The sequence below is a fragment of the Coprococcus sp. AF99-45 genome, assembly GCF_027663865.1.
Classification (GTDB): Bacteria; Bacillota; Clostridia; order Lachnospirales; family Lachnospiraceae; genus Allocoprococcus; species Allocoprococcus comes.
On record NZ_JAQDGZ010000043.1, the window covers coordinates 1 to 4,862 of the forward strand.

At 41.1% G+C, this 4,862-nt stretch carries 4 protein-coding genes; all 4 read right to left on the reverse strand.

From position 1 onward, the window contains the following. Nucleotides 1–112: 112 nt before the first annotated feature. The gene (locus PGR14_RS15730) at nt 113–814 is read right to left on the reverse strand and encodes a hypothetical protein (protein WP_173690802.1); all 702 of its coding nucleotides are present in this window, start codon (nt 812–814) and stop codon (nt 113–115) included. A gap of 73 nt (nt 815–887) precedes the next feature. After that, the gene (locus PGR14_RS15735) at nt 888–2,132 is read right to left on the reverse strand and encodes an aminopeptidase P N-terminal domain-containing protein (RefSeq protein WP_270223704.1); all 1,245 of its coding nucleotides are present in this window, start codon (nt 2,130–2,132) and stop codon (nt 888–890) included. A 25-nt stretch (nt 2,133–2,157) separates the two neighbouring features. After that, complete coding sequence (locus PGR14_RS15740; RefSeq protein WP_270223705.1) at nt 2,158–3,642, reverse strand: carboxypeptidase M32; 1,485 nt, start codon at nt 3,640–3,642, stop codon at nt 2,158–2,160. Nucleotides 3,643–3,745: 103 nt separating this feature from the next. Continuing rightward, entirely contained in the window at nt 3,746–4,582 is an 837-nt protein-coding gene (locus tag PGR14_RS15745; RefSeq protein WP_008368484.1) for a PRD domain-containing protein, read from the reverse strand. Between the last annotated feature and the right edge of the window lie 280 nt (nt 4,583–4,862).

Here is a 4,862-nt window from a genome sequence, read left to right on the forward strand (position 1 = left end):
TTTTGCGAATGGCGCGGCTGAACATCCCCTTCCATTTGCCTTTCCATTTCCTTTTTCATTTCACATTTACAAAAAGCAGCCGTACCAACACTCTGATACAACTGCTTGTATTTTAAAACATTGATTTCATTTTAATTATCAGATATATGGTTGCAAAAACTGCAAACAGATACACACACCCAATAATTGCAGAACTCTTTTTCCCTCTTCCCCATTTTTCCGTTGCAAGATACATTGCATCCAACACATCAAACAGAAAGAAAAACTGGAATACCGTATGTACAACTGCTTCGGCAAACCCTATTTTCCCACTTTTATAGGTCATACGGATCACCTGGATCCCATAAAAGCTTCCCGGTAAAATAGCAAGCCATGTTGCACCAACCGAAAAAACGACTGCTACAATCAGCCACGGCAGCAATACCGGAGCAAAGATTATCGCGGCTCCCCGGCTTCCTACCAGCACTGCCATACTTATGAAAAAATAATAAATGAACAGAACCAGAAAATTTACACAGAAAAAGACAACCAGCCCATATTTATGGATCAGCATGCGGTTCACGCATTCAATCGGATTTCCCGTTTTGTATATCTTAAATGACTGTCCAATATTTATGATTCCCACAACTGCCACAAGTCCCCAATAAAAAAACAGTGGAAGAAACACAATCATCAACGTTAATCCGATATGCCCCTCCTGTATTTTATCCAGCAGTCCCGTAACAAGAATAAGATATACATATGCAAGTGGTACACATAAAGTTAATAGTATTACATAAAGAAATGTACTTTTCCGTGATTTTCTATTTTCCATATCCTGGCTCTCCATATTTCAGGAAAAGGGAACCGTAATTTTCTATACAGCTCCCCCTTTCCCTGTTTTCTATTTATCTGCGTCCCATAAATGCTTCAATCTCATCGATCTGTCTCGGAATTGCTCTTGACAGATTTTCACATCCGTCTTCTGTGATCAGGCAATTATCTTCCAGACGGAATCCAATGCCCCATTCTTCATGGTAAACACCGATATCTACACAGAATACAACACCCGGTACAGCAAGTCCGCTTCCTTCTACCACGTCATGTACATCAAATCCAACATGATGTGCTCCACCGTGCCACATGTAAGTCCCAATATCTTCAAATTTTTTGCATACTCCTGCTTCTTTTAACTGTTCAAATGTATATTTACGGATGATCTTATCCACATCCAGAAGCGGTACACCCGGTTTCAGTGTACTGAACATATATTCTGAAGTATTGTAAATACACTCATAAAGCAATTTCTGACGGTCATTAAATCTTCCATTGCACGGAAATGCCCTGGATACATCGTTGATCTCATAATCCCATACAGCACCAACGTCATTCAGGATCATATCTCCATCCTGTGCCTGTCCGCGATAATCATAGTAATGAATTTTAAAGTTGTTCTTTCCTGATGAAATGATAGACGGAAATCCTGGTGAAAGCACTCCCCTCTGAGCCAGTGCATAATCAAATTCTGCTTTATACTGGTATTCGTACATTCCCGGTTTAGATGTTTTCATCATTGCTTCGATTCCGGCCTTTGTGATCGTTTCCGCTTTCTTCATTGCCTCAATCTCACATGGTTTCTTGATCAGGCGAAGCTGTTTCATGATCGGATGAAGGTTGCCAAATCCAACAAACGGAGCATGTTCTTTCAGATACTTGCCAAGGCGGTATGCTTCTACTGCCGGCGTATTTTCATAAACCTTGTCAAAATCAAGATAAACTTTCTTAACATTGCCAGAAAATAATTGTCTGGAAAGATCATTCTGGAATGCTGCCACATATTTGTAATTCGTAATTCCGGAAAGTTCTTCTGCTTCCTCTTCTTTTATACGTCTTCCGGTCCAGCGTTCTGCAAATGCATCCGGCGGAAGAAGATACAGAGTTTCTTCAATTGTTCCCTCTCCGACATAAGCCATCAGTACAATATTTTCCTGCTCAATTCCTGTCAGATACAAAAAGTTACGATTTGTAAAAAACGGATAATTCTCATCATTGGTCTTGATCGGTGCATGTCCGCTGAATATAACCACCAAAGATCCCTCTTCAAGTTTCTGATACAGGCTCTTACGATTTCCTGCGTAAAATTCTTTATTCATTGGTCAATCCTCCTGCCCTCTGCGCTTAGTGTAAATATTTTTCTTTCAGATATTCAATATAATAACCGGTATTCAGCTCTTCTCCTGTTGCTTTTTTGAGCATCTCGCGCGCAGAATAGGTCTGTCCGTACTGGTGAATATGTTCTTTTAACCAGTTTCCAATTACAGATGAATCTCCTTTTCCCAGCTTTTCAAATGCATCCGGGCAATCAGCAAGAAGCTTATGAGCAAACTGTGCTGCGTAAGCATCTCCAAGTGCATATCCCTGAAAATATCCTACACATCCTGAAGCCCAGTGCACATCCTGCAGGATTCCTTCCTGATGATTCTTTGGAGTAAATCCCAGATATTCCTGATATTTTCTGTTCCATGCTTCTTCAATTGTATCCACTGTCAGTTTTCCATCGAAATATTCTTTTTCAATTTCGTAACGGATGATGATATGCAGGGTATTTGTAAGCTCATCCGCTTTCAGACGGATCAGTCCCGGTTTTACTTTATTGAGTGCCGCAAGGAATGTATCCAGAGAAATCTCTTTGTATTTTGGCACTTCATTCTGCAGATATGGGTACAGGTTCTCCCAGAATTCTCTGGTTCTTCCTACATGATTCTCGTAGAATCTGGACTGGGATTCATGCATTGCACCTTCAATTCCGCCCCAGAGTCCGCTTTCTGCGACCTCATCGTTCGCATTATAATTATAGAGTCCGTGTCCGGTCTCATGAACCACTGCCAGAATCGCATGGATCAGCTCATCACAGTTTGTGGATGGTCTGGAATCACGAGGTCCGGTGCAGACACATACCGGATGATGGATCTCAAATAAAGTACTCTTATCTTTATCAAGTCCCAAGATCTCCTGCGCTTTCTTCACAATACGAAGTACTGTATCATGATCTGCTTCACATTCCAGAATGGAATCATCAATCTTACTCTGTTCTTCTCTTACCGCATTTAAAATTTCGCAGACAGCATCTTTGATTTTTGCCAAAATTGCATCAATCTCTTCCAGACGATAATCCTTATCAAACCGGTTCACCAGAACCTGATATGGTTTTTCATCCGGATTGATCGCTGTTGCTATCTTCTCCTGTAAATCAAACTGTTTTTTCAGTACCGGTTTAAAGCTTTCAAAATCATCTGCCTCATAGCATTTTCCCCATGCCAGCTGTCCATCTGCATTTGCCTGATTCAATTCTCCCTGCAGGCTTGCCGGAATCTGTACTGCTTCTTTATACTTTCCGATCAGATAACGTACCATACCTTTGTCTGTATCTGAATCAAAAGCTGTCTCTCCTTCCAGTGACTCTACCAGTTCTTTTGTCTCTTTGCTTGTCAGTTTCTCATTCGAAAGCTCTGTCAGATATGCTCCGACTTTCCCTTCATAATCAAATCCGTCCTTCGGGCAGTTATTCCATCTGTCATAGTAAATGATATTATCCATACACTCCAGATAACGGAGTTTCACAACAATATCCTTCACCTTTTCCATCTGTTCTTTTGTAGCCATTACCGTACCAACCTTTCTCCTTAGACTAATGTTCAAACTTTGGTCCGATTATACCATTTGTTTCCCCGTAGTGTCAATCTTTTGGCAAAAGCCGGTTCCTCTGTTATGCCTTTATTTCTTCACTGTAGATTCGTTCGATATGCATTGCCAGATACCCGATTTCCATCTCATCAAGTTCTTTTCCAATACTCTTTCCGAGCATATCGCAGACTTTTTTTGCAGTCATATACGCTTCCGGAAATTTGGATTCTATATATTCATTCATATTGATACGAAGATCCTCCCCCGTCATAGCACGTGCTACCATATATTTGATATGGTTCATCAGACGATTATAGGAAAGCGAGATCACATCGATCTTTTTTCCTGTTTCTTTTTCAATCATCTCAATACATTCTCTCACTGCACGGGCCGTCTGCATTGCCACAGACACTTTTTCATCCTCGATTGCTGAATGAATGTGAAGTGCCACGTATCCGATTTCATGCTCATCGATCGTGATCTGCATTCTCTTCTGCAAAATATCTCTGAGCACGGATGCTGCTTGAAATTCATTATGAAAAAGTACTCTGATATCATCTGTCAGTGGATTGCTGATCTGCTCCTGATTCCGGATTCGCGAAACAGCAAAGGAGATATGATCTGCCAGCGGGATCATGATCCGGCGGTCTACTTTCCCAAAAACTTTTTCTGCTTCCCGGATCACCTCATCTGCGATTTCCAGAAATTCCGGATCCATCTCCTGCACCAGAGATTTGGCAGATCCTCTGTCTGTCTGTTCGGTCAGGCGGTAAGTTGCTGTATCTTCTGTCACTTCAAAACGCTGACTGACCTTCTTTCCAAAGCCAATTCCTTTACCGAGAAGGACGTATTCCTGGTTATCCTCTGTATTGATTGCGATCACGCCATTATTATTCAAAATTTTGCTTACTCTGTACATATCTGATTCCCCCGAAGACGAGTTTTAAGTTCTGATTTTATCCTAGCAGAGAATGAGGGGAAAGTCAAAAAAAGGTTAAGAAAAAGGGAACGCAAATTTGGCTGTTTTCTGACGGGTGTGAAATAGCTTCCGCAAAAAACAAATAAAAGCAGAACGGGGCTGTTGCACGATGAATCGTGCTTAGCCCCGTAAGTTTGTTTGATGTTTTTGATGTGATTATCACAAAATCTGTGAATAGATTTTATTTGGTTTCCCGGATCTTCTTTCTGAGCGGAAGTAC